The organism is Marinomonas algae (genome assembly GCF_047525555.1).
Taxonomy (GTDB): Bacteria; Pseudomonadota; Gammaproteobacteria; order Pseudomonadales; family Marinomonadaceae; genus Marinomonas.
Map to the genome: position 1 here is coordinate 165,388 of NZ_JBLIXK010000001.1, position 16,008 is coordinate 181,395.

Annotated in this window: 13 protein-coding genes; 10 read left to right on the forward strand and 3 right to left on the reverse strand. The window is 41.9% G+C overall.

The window, feature by feature from the left end:
• Positions 1–3: 3 nt before the first annotated feature.
• A complete protein-coding gene (gene xni / locus ACMUMQ_RS00720) occupies positions 4–795 on the reverse strand; it encodes a flap endonuclease Xni (RefSeq protein ID WP_414680140.1) in 792 nt (263 codons plus the stop codon).
• 77 nt (positions 796–872) lie between these two features.
• Between xni and ACMUMQ_RS00725 the strand changes: the two genes are divergently transcribed.
• On the forward strand, positions 873–2,141 hold the full coding sequence (locus ACMUMQ_RS00725) for a hypothetical protein (RefSeq protein WP_414680141.1): 1,269 nt from the start codon (positions 873–875) through the stop codon (positions 2,139–2,141).
• 182 nt (positions 2,142–2,323) lie between these two features.
• Entirely contained in the window at positions 2,324–3,649 is a 1,326-nt protein-coding gene (locus tag ACMUMQ_RS00730; protein ID WP_414680142.1) for a TolC family outer membrane protein, read from the forward strand.
• 87 nt (positions 3,650–3,736) lie between these two features.
• Here ACMUMQ_RS00730 and ACMUMQ_RS00735 read toward each other — a convergent pair whose 3' ends face one another.
• Positions 3,737–5,035 (reverse strand): M18 family aminopeptidase, encoded by a 1,299-nt coding sequence (locus tag ACMUMQ_RS00735; protein ID WP_414680143.1) that lies wholly within the window; start codon positions 5,033–5,035, stop codon positions 3,737–3,739.
• A gap of 124 nt (positions 5,036–5,159) precedes the next feature.
• On the opposite strand from ACMUMQ_RS00735, the gene ACMUMQ_RS00740 reads away from it, so the two are divergent.
• The 6 genes from ACMUMQ_RS00740 (at position 5,160) to ACMUMQ_RS00765 (ending at position 11,119) form a co-directional block, all read left to right on the forward strand.
• Positions 5,160–7,208: a carboxy terminal-processing peptidase gene (locus ACMUMQ_RS00740; protein WP_414680144.1), complete on the forward strand. Its 2,049-nt coding sequence runs from the start codon at positions 5,160–5,162 to the stop codon at positions 7,206–7,208.
• A gap of 89 nt (positions 7,209–7,297) precedes the next feature.
• Positions 7,298–7,576 (forward strand): LexA regulated protein, encoded by a 279-nt coding sequence (gene ybfE, locus ACMUMQ_RS00745; RefSeq protein ID WP_414680145.1) that lies wholly within the window; start codon positions 7,298–7,300, stop codon positions 7,574–7,576.
• 137 nt (positions 7,577–7,713) lie between these two features.
• On the forward strand, positions 7,714–8,292 hold the full coding sequence (locus tag ACMUMQ_RS00750) for a thymidine kinase (RefSeq protein WP_414680146.1): 579 nt from the start codon (positions 7,714–7,716) through the stop codon (positions 8,290–8,292).
• A 2-nt stretch (positions 8,293–8,294) separates the two neighbouring features.
• Positions 8,295–9,191 carry a recombination-associated protein RdgC gene (locus tag ACMUMQ_RS00755; RefSeq protein WP_414680147.1) on the forward strand — a complete coding sequence of 299 codons (897 nt, stop codon included), beginning with the start codon at positions 8,295–8,297 and terminating at the stop codon, positions 9,189–9,191.
• 158 nt (positions 9,192–9,349) lie between these two features.
• The gene (locus ACMUMQ_RS00760) at positions 9,350–10,528 is read left to right on the forward strand and encodes a cation diffusion facilitator family transporter (RefSeq protein WP_414680148.1); all 1,179 of its coding nucleotides are present in this window, start codon (positions 9,350–9,352) and stop codon (positions 10,526–10,528) included.
• Between the two features lie 129 nt (positions 10,529–10,657).
• Positions 10,658–11,119, forward strand: coding sequence for a RidA family protein (locus ACMUMQ_RS00765; RefSeq protein ID WP_414680149.1), 462 nt, complete (start codon positions 10,658–10,660; stop codon positions 11,117–11,119).
• A gap of 84 nt (positions 11,120–11,203) precedes the next feature.
• Here the strand turns inward: ACMUMQ_RS00765 and ACMUMQ_RS00770 are convergent, their stop codons facing one another.
• Positions 11,204–12,505 (reverse strand): DNA recombination protein RmuC, encoded by a 1,302-nt coding sequence (locus ACMUMQ_RS00770; RefSeq protein ID WP_414680150.1) that lies wholly within the window; start codon positions 12,503–12,505, stop codon positions 11,204–11,206.
• 54 nt (positions 12,506–12,559) lie between these two features.
• Between ACMUMQ_RS00770 and ACMUMQ_RS00775 the strand changes: the two genes are divergently transcribed.
• Both ACMUMQ_RS00775 and rapA read left to right on the forward strand, forming a co-directional pair.
• Positions 12,560–13,177: a YigZ family protein gene (locus tag ACMUMQ_RS00775; RefSeq protein WP_414680151.1), complete on the forward strand. Its 618-nt coding sequence runs from the start codon at positions 12,560–12,562 to the stop codon at positions 13,175–13,177.
• Between the two features lie 2 nt (positions 13,178–13,179).
• Positions 13,180–16,008: an RNA polymerase-associated protein RapA gene (gene rapA, locus ACMUMQ_RS00780; RefSeq protein ID WP_414680152.1), complete on the forward strand. Its 2,829-nt coding sequence runs from the start codon at positions 13,180–13,182 to the stop codon at positions 16,006–16,008.

The following is a 16,008-nucleotide window of genomic DNA, read 5'->3' on the forward strand; positions in this document are numbered from 1 at the left end:
TTTTCATACAGTAGCTTTTAGAAGGTAGCGAAGCTGTGAGAGGCGAACGCCAATATTGACATCTGTTTTGAGAGCCACCAAAGAGCGGGACAAAAGACATTGCTCATGGCCGCCTGATAACATGCTCTGAATTCGCTCTGGGAAAGAAGATAAATTGGCGTAAATATCTTCTATTGTCGGAAAATCTTCGATGATACCCATGGCTGTTTTTGGCCCAATGCCTTTCACACCTGGAATACGGTTGGTTGTGTCACCGACCAGTGCCCAGTAATCAACAAGCTGATCGGGTTCTACGCCATATTTTCCGGGAACCCAAGCCTTGTCATAACCTAACTTTGCAAAGTAATCATATTGATAAATCTGCTCATCGCCTAACAGTTGAGTAAAACCTTTATCTGTCGAGACAATGTACGACTTAATGTGATTTTGAGACGCTTTGACCGCCAAGGTGGCAATTAAGTCATCTGCTTCCCAGCCATCTAATCTCAAGCAATGTAAACCGTTAAAACGAAACACCTTCGCGAACTCTGACAAAGACTCTAATAATTGATCGTCCATTGGCACTCGCCCCAGTTTGTATTCTGGGTACACTTCATGTCGCCATGTTTTTCCATTGGAGTCAAAGACCACAACCACATATGACGGCTTAAATTGAGTCGTCAGTTTTGCTAAAGCATCAATCGCAATACTTTGTGTTCGCTCAACTCGACGAGACAAATCAGGCTCAGCATCCAACGCTGCATAAAGTCGTCGAATCAAATTCATACCGTCAATAATGAGTAATTTTTTATCCACGCCAAACCCTTTTCTTTTCTTGATTCACTGATTGTCTCGTTGAATTATTAGGTTAACATGTGGAAAGGTTCAGCACGATGATTAGTGTTGTGGATAGCAAAACAAAAGGAATCTATTTAATGAAACAGTCTCAAGTTTATTTCGGAGTTATTGGTTTATTGGTCGCATCACCCTTGCTATCTGCTCCTATTAACGCTGTTATTGGATTAGATAACAGCCAAATTATAGAAAACAATCAGACCATCAGCTTAACGCCAAATGAAGGGACATTACTTCCTTTACAAGAAAACTTTTCGCCTATTATTTATCCTCAATCCGGTGCATATGGAAATTGGCTGAATGAAATAGGTAAAAAAGTCAGAATTGAACATAAACAGAGAGATTTAAGTTACACCGGAAGGCTGGTGAAACTGGAACAAAATTCCCTTTCATTTTCTATCAGCATTAATGGCAAATTAACCACCTTGCCTTTAAGTGATTTCTATTTGATTCCTAATGAGCAAGATTCAGAAAAAGAAGGCACCAGTAGCGCGACGCTTCCTATCAGCTATCAGAGCAATCAACTTTCATGGTCGCCACAACTTAACCTAGTGCTAGAAGATGGCTCTGTTTCAGTATCTCAGCAAGCTATGTTACAGAATCGCTCTGACTCAGAAATCACACTTGAAGACAGTATTCTGCATTATTCTCGTACAGAATCACCACAATTTTTGAAAGTTGAGAGAGCGAGCTTAGCAATGGATTCTGCACCGGCTGCTGTCACTTATCAGGACAACGAGATTCTCTTTCCTCTCAAGACAAATAACCTAACATTGCCACCTTATTCCAATCTGCTTTACGCTTTACCAAGCAGTAAAAGTAAAATAAGCAACCAAAAACAAGTGGCTAATATTTATACTCATAACCACAGCACAGGAGAGATTAAGCTAAACTTTGAGCATCAGATTAACTTCACATTTGAGCAAGACGGTTTACCGGGACAATACAAGATATTTTGGAAAAAAGATAAGCTGTTGATTCCTGCAAATACAGTGACATTAGAAACAGTAAGAGCGGGTCACTCGACAAGCATTACTACAAATAAAAGCCAAGATTTAACAGGTCATTTAACTTTAATAAATGCTTCGTCTAAAAAATACCCCAGCATACAAACGTGGGAAGCGACCATCATTAATCACTCGAATCAAGCGCGGAATTATTCTATTGGACAAAGCACCAATGGTATTTTAACAATTATTGAAGGCGATGAAGTAAATCAAACATCAGCAAACAGTTTAAAACTTTCAGGAAAGATTGAAGCGAATAGTGAGAAAACTCTTCACTACAAAATAAAATTGAACAATTAGAAGTGGAATAGGTTAAATCGGCGCTTTACTTGCATTAATTTTCCACATTAGAGCCTATTTAAAGTATTCCGTTATGATATGGTCAACAGTCATAATAGATATAGCAAGAACGGCACTGCCGCAAGTAAAAAACTTGAGGTACTATTATAACTATATTTCATACTACGAGCCCACAGAGATCTATGAAAAAGCATATTATACCATCACTGATAGCAGCAACTGCGTTGAGCAGTGCAACACTTCATGCAGAAAGCATTTACGAAGTATACAAACTTGCTAAACAAAATGACCCAGGTTTAAGAGCCGCAGCAGCCACTTACAAAGCCCAAAGAGAAAGCGTTTCAGTTGCCAAAGGCAGCCTGTACCCGAGCATCAGTTTTAGTGCCGAACTTGGATACGATGAAGTAGATAGCCCATCTGTCGCTTACGGTGATCTATCTAATACTCTGGCTTTATCACTTGATTACCCTATTTACTCACCTGCGTTGGATTATGCTGTTGATGCTGTCGAGTTAGGATCAGAAAGCGCAGGAGTGAGTTTCAGTAACTCCGAAGAAGATTTGGCTCTAACCACGTTAAACGAATACTTCAACTTACTTATCGCACAATCCTCACTGCAAACAACTGAAGCACTGGTAAAAAGTACAGCAAGCCAGTTAGACAGAGTGAAAAAGCAATACGAGGTGGGTCTAGCGTCTGTAACCGATCTACAAGATGCTCAAGCAGAATACGATGCGGTACGCGTGACAGAACTTAGCGCTCGATCCGATGTTTCCTACGCACAAAAAGCGCTTTACCAAAGAACAGGTAAAGAGCTTACGAGCATTCCACAATTGTCTAAAGACTATCCGATTAGCGTCGATCCAAATATGACGGTTGATTCTCTAATTTCAAAAGCTCGTCGTGACAATAAAGAATTGCGTATATTGAGCCTTTCTGTTGAAAGTGCAGAAAACAATATCAGTATCCAAAAAGCCAACGGCCGCACACCAACTGTTGCGATCACGGGGTCTTTGTCTCGTACAGACAATGATTACGATATTGTATCGACATCTTACCTTGATGGCGTAACCAATGCGGCTTCTATCGCATTAGGCGTTAGCGTTCCGCTTTACAGTGGTGGTTCCATCAATGCATCAGTTCGTCAAGCATCGGCTGAAGCTGAATCTGCGATTGAACAAAGAGCCAGCTCTTTACAAGCAATCGAGTTGAACATCCGTAGTTTGTACTTGGATTTACAAACATCAGTGGCTCAAATTTCAGCACAGCAGCAATTGATTCGCTCTCGTACAAGCGCCTTGGAAGCAACCAAAGCGGGTTACGATGTAGGAACACGTAACCTAGTCGAATTGCTAGATGCGCAATCAAACCTTTACGATGCTCAAAATACTTATGAGCAATACAGATATAACTTTATCTTAACTAAGTTGAGCTTGTTAGAAGCAACAGGCGATCTGACAGAAGAGAAAATCAAAGAATTGGATAAATGGTTAGTTGTTAAAATCTAATTAACTTTTTATCTACAAAAAAGCCGCAGTACAGAATGATCAGCTTATTCTTTACTGCGGCTTTTTTGATGTCTAAAACTCAAATAATCAACGTGTAATCAACTTGTCACGCTGATTAAAACGAGCCAATACTTTATACAAACCATAAGCATCATGGCTGCCAGCTAATTCACGAATCGAATGCATCCCGAATGTTGGCAAACCAATGTCAATGGTCGGAACACCTATTTCACCAGAAGTAATCGGGCCAATCGTACTACCGCAAGCCATATCGCTACGCACAACAAAGCATTGTACGTCATAATTTTCTTCCGCTGCGACGTCACGATAAATACTCGCCGTTTCACTGTTCGTCGCATAACGCTGATTTGCATTTACTTTTATTACCGCACCTTTATTAATAGCCGGAGCATGATGTTTATCATGCTTATTCGCGTAATTTGGGTGCAAAGCGTGGGCATTATCAGCAGACACCAACATAGAGCGCTGTATCGCTTGAACATATTGCTCAGGGTTTGGAGACAAACGTCGTAAAACATCGTCTAAAAATGGACCATTGGCGCCGCATGCAGACAAGCTACCAATCTCTTCATGGTCAGTACAAATCAGCAAACTAGGACGAACATCTGGTGCCGCCAACAAGGCCTTCAAACCGACAAAACAGCTCAATAAGTTATCTAAACGTGCTGAGCAAATATACTCTTTGTGTAACCCAACTAAAGCGGCAGGTTGCGTGTCATATAGACTCAATTCAAAATCCAAAAGAGTATCAATAGCCAGTTCCGGGTACTGACTTTCCAATTGATTTTTCAGCAGTTGATGAAGATCAAATTCGTTTTCAGCACCACATAGAATAGGCAAAATTTCTTCTTGTGGGTTCACTGAAAATCCATCGTTCACACCTCGATTCAAATGAATAGCAAGGTTAGGAACTACTGCAATTGGCTCTTTAAAATCAACCAGACGACTCACAATATCCCCTGATTTTGTTTTCAGTGTAATGCGGCCAGCAATGGATAAATCGCGATCCAGCCAAGTGTGCAATAACACACCACCATAAACTTCAACACCTAATTGGTGGTAACCAAAGCGATCAACTTGTGCATTTGGCTTAAGTTTCAAACAAGGACTGTCAGTGTGAGCACCCACCATTCGCCAACCAGTTTGGCTGAAATTAAGTTGCGGTGTTGTAAAAGCAACTAACGAAGACTCGTTTCGAGTAACAAAATAGCGACCACCTTCTTCGATCACCCAGTCATCTTCTTCAAATAATTCAACAAAGCCTTCTGATAACAAAGCACTACGCATACTGTCAGTTGCATGAAACGGCGTTGGAGAGGCTTGTAAAAATGACAATAACTCATCATTAAAAGTTAAATGTTCCATAAATTCCTATTTAGCGAAATGCTGTAAAAAAGTGACTTTTTAACACTTTGGCTAGCCTTCCAGCCCAGTGTCTAATATGATTTTACTAATGACGTATTAAATAGACAAAGAGAACCCATACTGGATGAATTATAAACGCTTTTTGCTTTGCCTTTTAACTGGCTACGCCTTTGCTTCTAATTCTGTGTCTGCTTATGAGGAATTACAACCACCTCATGAATATGACCAAGTCTCAAAAGAACTCGTTGAGATGCTAGAAAGCATTCATTATAACAGACCGCAGATCGATGATACTATTTCAGCGAAAGCCTTTGACTACTACATTGATTCACTCGATCCAACAAAAAGTTTTTTCCTGAAAAACGACATAGAAACTCTGTCCCGCTACAAATACAGCTTCGATGATGCCCTAAGAAACGGCGACACGAGAGTCGCTTACGTCATCTATAATCTTTTCTTAAAACGTCTTGAAAAGCGCCTACTTGATCTTCAAGAGAACTTGCCAGAAATGGTAAAAAGCTTCGATTATGAAATAGACGAAACGTTAAATGGCGACCCAGAAACTCAAGAATGGGCAAAAACAGAAGAGCAACTTGATGACTACTGGCGCAAGCGCATTAAAAACCGTGCCTTGGTTCTTAAGCTTAATGGAGAAGATGAAGAAAAAATCATCTCAACCATTGAACGTCGCTACAAGAACCAGCTTAAACAAGTTGATCAAACCAACGCGGTTGATATCTTTCAAACCTTTGCTAACTCTGTAACGGCAGCTTTAGATCCTCACACTAGTTACTTTGCGCCTCGTGCATCAGAAACGTTCAATATTAATATGAGCTTGTCACTTGAGGGCATTGGTGCTGTTTTACAAATGGACGATGACTACACCAAAGTTGTTAGACTTGTTCCTGGTGGCCCAGCAGCAACTCAAAGTGAGCTTTCTCCTAACGACCGAATTGTAGCTGTCGGACAAGAAGGCGAGCCAATGATTGACGTTGTTGGCATGCGCCTTGATGACGTTGTCGATATGATTCGAGGAGAACGAGATACCACAGTTATCCTTGAAGTCACACCAAGCAAAGGCGACACACAAAACAGCAAACTGATTAGCATTGTGCGCAAAAAAGTAAAGCTTGAAGACCAATCCGCACAGAAAGAAATAGTTGAAGTAGAGCGTGATGGAGAAACCTACAAAGTAGGCGTCATTAGTCTGCCAACTTTTTATTCTGACTTTGAAGCGATTCAAGCTGGTGATAAAGACTATAAAAGCTCAACGAGAGACACCAAGAAGCTCATCGAAGAATTACGCAAAGAAGACATTGTTGCGCTGATTCTTGACCTGAGAAACAACGGCGGTGGCTCATTACAAGAAGCTAACTCTCTTGCAGGGTTATTCATACCGTCTGGCCCCGTTGTGCAAATACGAGATCAAAGCGGCCGAGTAACGCCTTTAGGTGATTCCGATCCAAGCATAACTTACAGCGGCCCTATGGCTGTCTTAGTTAACCGCATGAGTGCTTCTGCTTCCGAAATTGTTGCTGGTGCGCTGCAAGATTATGGTCGCGCCCTGATTCTTGGTGACCAAACATTTGGTAAAGGCACAGTGCAAGTTCTACAGGAAGTAGACAAAGGTCAACTGAAAGCCACACAAGCCAAGTTTTATCGTATATCTGGAGAAAGCACACAGCATAAAGGCGTCATGCCAGACATATTATTCCCTTCCCTTATTGATAAGGAAGAAGTGGGTGAAAGCGCCTTAGACAATCCTCTTCCTTGGGATAAAATCCATGAAACACGCTACCCTGTTTATTGGAATATTCCTGCTTACTTGCCTATTTTAGAGCCTCGCCATCAAGCGAGAATGGCGGAAGATCCAAACTTTATTGCGATAAATGACCAGATTGATGAGTTCAAAACTCAAATCGAAATCTATAAAAACTTATCGTTGAAAGAAAGTGTTCGCCTTCAGCAAAGAGAAGAAAGCACCCAAAGAGAACTTGACCGTGAAAACGCTCGACGTGAAGCGCTTGGTTTAGAGCTCTTAACATCGGTCGATGATATTGAACCTGTTGAAGAAGACACTTACGCAAAAGAAGCGTCTGAAATCTTGCTTGATTTCATTGCAACCAATCAAATGGCTGAACAACAAGCGGCAAACAAAACAGCACAGAAGTAAGCTCAATAGCGAAAAGCCCTATTAGGTGGCTTTTCGCTATTTGCCACAAAGTCTACCGCCCTTCTCATTTATACGAATTTCATATAATCATGGCAAAAGCATCCTCAGATCGAAACACAATCGACATATTTGGCAAAACACCTGGCCGTCCTCGCACTCACATGCTAAGCCGAAAAGAGCAATTAAAAATTAACAAACGCGCGCAACGAGAAAAAGAAAAAGCTCAAGGCCTAAAAAGACTCGAATTAGTCATTGATCAAAATACCCTCGAACATCTGGATTTCTTATGTGAAAAACAGGGAATCAAACGCGCAGAATGGCTGACTCAGCAAATAAACAAAACCATGAAATCCACTAAAAAAGACTAAGCAAACACATTGCCTATCAAGAGCATCCAGCACTTCGCTAATAACAAGGCGCTGGACATGAAAAAATCCCACGCAGAATAGTGATTTGATATACTAACCAGCCAATTTATCAAGCAACCGAAATAAACAGACCAAATATGGCTAAACTGTACTATTACTATTCTGCAATGAACGCAGGAAAATCGACTGTGTTATTGCAATCCGCTCATAACTACCAAGAGCGAGGCATGGACGTTTTATTATTAACCGCTTCTATTGATGACCGTTTTGAAACAGGCAAAATTGCCTCACGAATTGGCATTTCTGCAGAAGCCAGCTTGTTTGATAAAAGCACCAACATTCCTGAGTTAGTAAAGAGTAGAAACGAAAGCAATGCACTCAGTTGCATTCTTATCGATGAAGCTCAGTTTTTAAGCAAAGAACAGGTTTACGATTTGTCCGAAATTGTTGATAACCTGCATATTCCTGTTCTCGCATTTGGTATTCGCACCGATTTCCAAGGCGAACTATTTGAAGGCAGCCAAGCTCTTCTCGCTTGGTCTGATAAATTGATTGAATTAAAAACCGTATGTCATTGTGGCAGCAAAGCAACAATGGTTATCCGAATGAATGAGCAAGGAATTCCCGTTAAGGAAGGCGCACAAGTAGAAATTGGCGGCAATGATCGCTATCTATCTGTTTGCCGTAAACACTTTAAAGAAGCCGTGAGAGACTAACTATGTGGTTCAAGAATGCCCAGATCTTCCAATTAAAAGACACAGAATCACTCGATACAAACGAACTGATCAAAAAAATCCCAGAGTTTCCTTTGAAAGAATGTGGATCACAAGATGAGTTCTCTTTCGGCTGGATGCCTCTTATCCGTAATAGCGAACAATGGAGTCTCGCCAGTGATCGCTGTCTATTATTCCGTGCAGGCAAAGAAGAAAAAGTCTTACCAAGTTCAGTGGTTCGAGAAGAACTAGAAGCCAAAGTTGCTGAAATCGAATTAATCGAAGGCCGAAAAGTTGGCCGAAAAGAACAATCAGATATGAAGGACGAATTGGTCTTCACATTACGTCCAAAAGCTTTTTCAAAACGCACCGATATCTGGGCATACATTGATTTACAAGCAAAAATATTGGTTCTCAACAGCACCAATGCTGGAATGACTGAACTGCTTTTCAAGCACCTGCAAACGACTCTTGGCAGTTTCCCAATGACACCACTGCAAGCACAAGTTTCACCTGCTTCTGTGATGACAGACTGGCTCATTAAAAACGAAGTTCCGGCCAGTTTAGAAACAGGCGCTGAATGTGAAATTCAAGACGCTTCTGAAGATAAAGCTACCATCCGATTTAAAGCATTAGAGCCATTATCAGAAGACGTGACACGCCACCTAGAACAAGGCATGGCGGTTAAAAATCTGGCTCTTCGCTGGACAGACAAGCTGAGTTTTGTGCTTCATGAAGACTTAACATTGCGTAAAATAAAGTTTGATGATGCGCTAAAAGAAGCCGCTTTCAATGATTCTCAAGGCGGCGGTTTGTCCGACATGGATGCAAACTTTTCTATCATGTCGCTAACGATAAGAGATTTCTTTGCTTCTTATTGCCAGTGGTTTGAAATCGACTGATTAAGAAGAGACCGAAAGCTTTTCCACAGATGTCGTGGATAAGCTTGGGGAGAACATTCTCTAAGCCAATAACAGCGGTAATGTCTCCTAAGTACCACAATACTTACACAACAAACACTATGAGCCATTAAGCTTTTTTAGCATTACTGAGTGGATAAATGTCAAAACTTAAGCAAGAACAAGACATAGCAAAACGCGTAACTCTCGTTGGTGCCATTTGGGACGCCATTTTAGGCTTCGCTAAAATCTTTGCTGGTTATTTTTCCCAGTCTCAAGCTCTCATGGCTGACGGTATTCACTCATTATCTGATTTAGTTACCGACGTATTTGTATACTTTGCTTCAGCTAATTCTCGCCAAGGTCCTGACGAGAATCACCCTTACGGCCACCTTCGCTTTGAAACGCTTACTACTGTCTTTTTAGGCATGGTTTTAATCATTGTGGCCATTGGCATTGCTTATGAATCCATCGGAGCACAAGCAGACGGCGTACAAGCGCAATTTACTTGGTATGGCTTAGCCGCTCTATTGCTTACCATCATAGTAAAAGAAGCCATTTTTCATTACACGAAAAAAGCGGGTGATCAAATTGGCAGCAAAATGCTCGTTGCAAATGCTTGGCATAGCCGCAGCGATGCACTGTCTTCCATTGCAGTACTGATTGGCTTAATTGGCGTTTATTTTGGCTACACTTGGGCTGATATGATTGCTTCCATCGTGGTGGCTTTATTAATTGGCAAAATGGCTATCAGCATGGTTTGGGAAAACCTCGCAGAATTAGTCGATACGGCACCAGACCCAAAACTGATGGATCAAATCAAGGAGACAGCTAACAGTTTAAAACACGTCATGGCACCTCATGATATGAGAGCCAGATCTATGGCGGGAAAAATTTATTTAGACATGCACATTCATGTACCTAGCCATGCCAGTGTCAGTGAAGGCCACTATCTTGGTGATTTAGTAGCTTACACCATTAAGCAAGCACATTCTCAAGTTGAAGACGTGATGGTTCACATAGACACGGATGAAAAAATCCAAACAGACAGTTTTATCCAAGAATCCACATCAGAAAAGCCACCTTTGCTTAAACTGCCAGCGCGCCACCAAATATTGGCAGACTTAGGTTTCTTGTTACGTCAACATACAAGCTATGTGGATATTCCAAACACCCGATTACACTATTTGGACAACCATTTAAATCTAGAAATCATTGCTCACTCTGAGAAAGCTCCCGAAGGAGCCGATTTAAAACGACTAACGGCTGGTATTTTGTTGGATTTACAAACTGCAAAATACATTCAAACAGCCACTGTTTTATGGCAATTTAATAGTTAAAGTACCTTCTATTTAAATCACTTTTCATTGTTGGACAAATCGGCTTTCTCTTTTGGTAACGCTCTTCTTCAAAAGTGTCTGGTATAAGTCTTGCTTATATAAAACGACATCAACAATGAGGGAATCCAAATGAAAGCGAAACTTTTAAATATTCTAACGGTTGGCGTACTTTCGTCCGTTTTAAGCGCTCAAGCACTTGCCAGTTCAGAAATAGAATTTCTAAGCAACGACTTTTATAAATCTAAGGGATACCCTTTTTCAGAAGGCGTCAGAGTAGGAAATACCATCTATTTATCTGGGCAAATTGGCTTGGATTCCAAAACTGGAAAGCTGGCTCCAGGCGGGATTAAAGCAGAATCCATTCAAACCATGGATAATATTAAAGCGTCCCTAGAAAACCACGGATACAGCATGAGTGATGTCGTAAAATGCACAGTAATGCTTGCAGATATAAAAGAATGGGGCGTTTTTAATACTGTATACAAAGAGTATTTTTCTGAAAACTACCCAGCTCGAAGCGCTTTTGCTGGTAGCGGCCTTGCTCTAGGCGCTCGTGTTGAAGTGGAATGCATTGCCGCTGTTGCTGGTTAGTCGCCACAAAAAAGCACCTTTATGGATCAATTCAACATGATTCAAGAAGGTGCTTTTTCATTTTCGCTTCAACAAAACCCTACCTTACTCTTCCGCAGAGTCATCATTTAAATATTCTGTTGGCAAAGCTTTACTGGTTTTTGCCCCCATCAGCTTGAGCTTCTCAGCTCGCGACACAAGATTACCGCGTCCTACTGTCAACTTTTTCAGCGCCGAATCATGACTGCGACTTACCGCTTCTAGTTTATTGCCAATGTCATCCATATCTTGAACAAAGCCTGAAAACTTGTCGTACATGGCACCTGCTTGGCGAGCGATTTCAATGGCGTTTTGGCTCTGTTTTTCATTTCGCCAAATATTCTGAATGGTTCGCAATGTCGCCAATAAATTCGATGGTCCAACAATAATAATATTGTGCTCAAAGGCTTCGCTGAACAAGCCGTTATCCGCTTGTAACGCTAGGCCAAACGCCGCTTCGATTGGAATAAAGAGAAGCACAAAATCCAATGAGGTCACACCGGGTAAATCATAGTAAGACTTAGAACTTAAATCTTTCATATGACGGCGTATCGCGTCTAAATGCAGTTTCAACGCTCGGTTTCTGTCTTCATCCGTTTCCGCTTCCATGTAAGAAAGGTAACTGATTAAGACCATTTTCGAATCAACAATAATTTGCTTGCCTTCTGGAAGATGGATCACAACATCGGGTTGTAAACGACGACCCTCTTCTGTTTGATAAGACGTTTGAATTTGGTACTCACGGCCTTTTTCCAATCCTGAGCGCTCTAAAATACGCTCTAAAATCACTTCGCCCCAACCACCTTGTAACTTGTTTTGACCTTTAAGCGCATGCGTTAAACTCACCGCATCATCACTAATTTTCTGGTTAAGTTGCTGTAAGCCTTTAATCTCTTTTACCAAGGAGAAGCGTTCTCGAGCTTCCTCTTGATAACTCTTTTCAACGCTTTCTTGGAATTTCTGAATTTGTGAACCCAAAGGAGTTAACAAGGTTCCAAGTTGACGTTCGTTTTCTTTCGCCAACTGCTGACCTTGTTGGGTCATAATTTCATGAGCTAGTTGCTTAAACTCTGTCTCATTTTGTTTTTTCTGCTCACGATAAAAAGCTTCTTTTTCCTGCCATACATTTTGCGCGGCGGCAAATTGTTGCTCTAACGTCAGAGACTCTTTCTCCAAATAATGAATTTGATCTTTCGATTGCTCCAAAAGACGCAGTAATTCCTCATTTTGTTGCTGCATTTTTTCTTCTGCCTGCTGCCACTGACGACGCATAGCCTGTACAATAGCGGCAGCAACGCCAGAAATAAGAATCGTGCCGATGCAAAAGCCCGATAACACCCAAACTGATTGTGAAAGCCAATCTGCCATATAAATTAAAACTCGCTATTTTTTATAGAGAAAACAACCGTTAAGCAAGTTTACATGGATTACTACCTAAGCCCAACACACACGCAACGCTTTGATCTAGAAATAAAAAACAGCCAGTTCCTTACAACGGTAAGCCGAACAAAAGGTCGTGCTGCGGCTAAAGCCTTTATTGATGAAATGAAAAGCAAATACCCAGATGCTAATCATAATTGTTGGGCATTTATTGCTGGTGCACCAAACAATGCGCATTTATGGGATCAAAGTGATGATGGTGAACCAAAAGGAACGGCTGGAAAGCCCATGTTGAATGTTTTACAACATTCCGATTTTGGCGAAACAACGGTTGTGGTAACGCGCTTTTTTGGTGGTATCAAACTTGGGGCTGGCGGATTAGTAAGGGCTTACAGTCAAGCGGTGCAAGAAGCCCTTTCGCAAACAATTTATGAAAGTGTTTACCCACGTAGCCCTGTTCAACTAAAAATAACCTATCCTTTGTTAGGTAAGGTTGAATATTGGCTAGAACAAAGTGACATAGAAATCACCAACAAAACATACAGTGACGACATTATTATTGATCTTGCTGTCATTGAACGTACTTGGCCAGAACAAAAAGTCATACTGACAGACTTGTGCCAAGGTAGCTTAACTTTAATTGAATCGGACAAAGCATAACCATGTATCAAACTGGACAAAGATGGAGCAGCCGCAACGAGCCTGATCTCGGCGTAGGCATGATAGTAGACAAACAAAACAAATCTTTTACCTTGCACTTCCCTGATGCAGAAACCGATCGTTTATATTCATACGACCAAACTAGTCTTGTTCGTCGCACATTAACCGTTGGCGACCAACTCCATTTTCAAGGCGAAACTTATACTGTCCTAGAAGTAGAAGACGTTGATGACCTTATTGAATACCGCATTAGCGATGACGAAGATTGGCTAGAAGAGTCTTTAATTCAATTCCCACGTAACGACAAAAACGAGCTAGATTCGCTATTGGCTTTGTCCCCAGCACGCCGTATGTGGTTTGACCTTCGTCGTCACACTTTAGAGCACCAAGCTGAAAATGCCGCCTCACAAGTTCGTGGTTTAATGGGCTTAAAAGCCGAGCTTTTACCTCATCAAATCTATCTTGCCCATGAAATTGCCAACCGCCCTAAAGCGCGCGCCCTTTTATGTGATGAAGTTGGTATGGGTAAAACGCTAGAAGCGGGTTTGATTTTGCATCAGCGCCTGTTGAACGGCTTGTGTAAACGCGTTCTGATTTTGACCCCAACCAACTTGCAACACCAATGGTTGGTTGAAATGCTGCGCCGATTCCATCAGCCTTTCTCTCTTATCAATGAATCTGTATACGAAGATTTCATGGAAGGCGACGATAATCCATTCGAGCAGCAGCCTTTTGTAATTGCGCCTATCGATTGGGCAAGCCAACACCCGAAAGCTACTCAGCACATGCTGGATGCCGAATGGGACATGGTTATTGTGGATGAAGCTCATCACCTAGCATGGCACCCAGAAACACCAAGTATTGGCTACCAAGTTGTGGCCCGTCTTGCAGCGCAAACAGAATCACTTTTACTATTAAGCGCGACACCAGAACAAACAGGTGAACGAGAACACTTTTCTCGTTTGCAGCTTTTAGATGCTGACCATTATCACGATTTCGATCGCTACTTAGCTCAACAGCAAGAATTCAAGCAAGCAGCCGAACTAGCAGAGGCCCTATTGCCATTCACGCAAGAAGGAAGCCCTTCTAAACCGCTTGATTGGCAAAGTTTATTCGCTGACTATTTGGATGAAGTAAAAGCCAAAGATTGGTTTATTGCTCTAACTGATAGCTCGAACAAAGACCTTGCACAAGCGGCTCAAGAAGCCATTAGTTGGCTGATTGACCGCCATGGTACAGGCCGTGAAATGTTCCGTAACACGCGAGCGGCAGTTGGCGGTTTCCCTAATCGATACTTGCATTCTTACCCTCTAGAAAACAATGAGTTTTTTGCTTCGGCAAGCCACCATATTCAGCCAGAAACAGACGTGGCAGATGGCTTATGGGAAAAAGACCCTCGCTGGTCATGGTTAAAAGAGTTCCTAGAATGCCAAGCAGATAAAGTACTGGTAATTTGTCATACCGCCGATATGGCACAGTGGCTAAATGATCAGTTAACTTTTGCTGGTTTCCAAAGCGCTGACTTCCACGAACAAATGCCTTTGATTCACCGTGACAGAGCCGCGGCTTATTTTGCCGATGAAGACGGTGCACAAGTATTGGTTTGTTCAGAAATTGGCAGTGAAGGCCGAAACTTCCAATTCAGCCATCATATCGTTATGTACGATTTACCTGAGCACCCAGATTTATTAGAGCAACGAATTGGACGCTTGGATCGCCTAGGACAATTAAACGACGTACAAATTCACGTACCTTTCATTAAAGAAAGCGTGCAAGAGCGTCTGTTCAACTGGTATCACCACGCTTTAAATGCTTTTTGTCGCACCACAGGTTCTGGCGATAAAGTAGAAGAAGCATTTGGTGACAGCTTACATGCATACCTTCATGGACAAGATGACGACGCAGACTTACTCAACGAAGCCCGCGTTTACCATGAAGCCCTGTTGAAGCAAATGGAAGAAGGCCGAAATCGATTGCTTGAAATGAGTTCGTGCCGACCTGAACAGGCACGAGACTTAATCGACCAGATTAATCACCAAGCAACCAAAGGCTTGCATAATTACATCGAACAAGTCACTCACGCATTCAATATTTATGCAGAATGCATGGACGACACACCAGAAAAAGCCGCATGGTTCTTACGACCTTCTACCGACATGATGTTGGAAGCACTTCCGGGTATCGAAGAAGAAGGTAAAATGTTAATGCTGGACCGTCGCCAAGCGAGCCAACGTGAGAACGTTGCCTTTGCTACTTGGGAACATCCTCTTATCGCCATGCTGATGGACGAAGTTCAAGGCTTTGATTCTGGCAAGCTGACTTCTGCAATCCTTCCAATTTCAGCGCTCCCAGAAGGGACAGTACTGGTTGAAAGTATGTTTGTTATTGAAGCGACAGCGCATCCGCGCCTGAAATTGGCTCAATCACTGCCAATGACGCCAATGTGGCAGTTGTCTGACTCCAACGGCAAATTCCTCCACCAGCAATTCACGGCGGATAAATGGGCTGAAAAACTCAAAGGTGTGCCAAACCGAGTGGCTGAACAATGGGTCGCTGCTTTGCGTAAAAACTTGATTGAAGTATTACAAGCTCATCAGTTAAATGCTCAAGATCAAGCTCGCCCAATCGTTCAAGCGGCTAAAACGTCTTATCAACATCGCTGTCAAAATGAAATTGATCGTCTGATCGAATTGAAATCCTTTAACAGCGCGATTCGTGATGAAGACATTGAGTTGTTGGAAAACAATATGCAGGAAGGCTTGGTACGAATTGATGAACACCAAATTCGCCTCGATGCCATCCGTATTATTTTAACCACTAAGCCGGAATAA

Excerpts from the sequence above, each read along its gene's own strand:
- ACMUMQ_RS00755 (WP_414680147.1), top strand. The coding sequence starts at position 8,295 with ATGTGGTTCAAGAATGCCCAGATCTTCCAATTAAAAGACACAGAATCA.
- ybfE (WP_414680145.1), top strand. The coding sequence starts at position 7,298 with ATGGCAAAAGCATCCTCAGATCGAAACACAATCGACATATTTGGCAAA.
- rapA (WP_414680152.1), top strand. The coding sequence starts at position 13,180 with ATGTATCAAACTGGACAAAGATGGAGCAGCCGCAACGAGCCTGATCTC.
- ACMUMQ_RS00730 (WP_414680142.1), top strand. The coding sequence starts at position 2,324 with ATGAAAAAGCATATTATACCATCACTGATAGCAGCAACTGCGTTGAGC.
- ACMUMQ_RS00740 (WP_414680144.1), top strand. The coding sequence starts at position 5,160 with ATGAATTATAAACGCTTTTTGCTTTGCCTTTTAACTGGCTACGCCTTT.
- ACMUMQ_RS00765 (WP_414680149.1), top strand. The coding sequence starts at position 10,658 with ATGAAAGCGAAACTTTTAAATATTCTAACGGTTGGCGTACTTTCGTCC.
- ACMUMQ_RS00735 (WP_414680143.1), bottom strand. The coding sequence starts at position 5,035 with ATGGAACATTTAACTTTTAATGATGAGTTATTGTCATTTTTACAAGCC.
- ACMUMQ_RS00770 (WP_414680150.1), bottom strand. The coding sequence starts at position 12,505 with ATGGCAGATTGGCTTTCACAATCAGTTTGGGTGTTATCGGGCTTTTGC.
- ACMUMQ_RS00760 (WP_414680148.1), top strand. The coding sequence starts at position 9,350 with ATGTCAAAACTTAAGCAAGAACAAGACATAGCAAAACGCGTAACTCTC.
- ACMUMQ_RS00750 (WP_414680146.1), top strand. The coding sequence starts at position 7,714 with ATGGCTAAACTGTACTATTACTATTCTGCAATGAACGCAGGAAAATCG.
- ACMUMQ_RS00725 (WP_414680141.1), top strand. The coding sequence starts at position 873 with ATGATTAGTGTTGTGGATAGCAAAACAAAAGGAATCTATTTAATGAAA.
- ACMUMQ_RS00775 (WP_414680151.1), top strand. The coding sequence starts at position 12,560 with ATGGATTACTACCTAAGCCCAACACACACGCAACGCTTTGATCTAGAA.